Source organism: Enterococcus camelliae (assembly GCF_042685105.1).
GTDB classification, from domain to species: domain Bacteria; phylum Bacillota; class Bacilli; order Lactobacillales; family Enterococcaceae; genus Enterococcus_G; species Enterococcus_G camelliae.
Genome location: NZ_JBHUMO010000039.1, coordinates 25,712 through 26,019 on the forward strand (window position 1 = coordinate 25,712; position 308 = coordinate 26,019).

At 36.7% G+C, this 308-nt stretch carries 1 pseudogene; it reads right to left on the minus strand.

The annotated features are described in order from the left end of the window. Nucleotides 1-76 precede the first annotated feature (76 nt). A pseudogene (locus tag ACFSR0_RS05740) lies at nt 77-308 on the minus strand (ATP-binding protein); the annotation flags it as partial.

Here is a 308-nt window from a genome sequence, read left to right on the forward strand (position 1 = left end):
TGTATTTTGCAAGGCTTTTATACATAAAATTGCAGAGAAAAACTACACAGCGCTGCATCCTGAAATGATTCTTTGATTAGTTTGATTTTGATAGAGCATTTTTTAATCGGAAGCTCTCACCGGTGAAGCTTAGAATGTGTGCATGATGAATCAGACGATCCACCAATGCCGCTGTTAATCGAGGATCAATGAAAATCTTATTCTATTGACTGAACTCTAAATTGCTAGTTAAAATGACGCTTTTTGTCTCATACCAATCACTGATTAATTGGAAAAGCAGCTCAGCTCCTTCCTTAGTAAAAGGGACA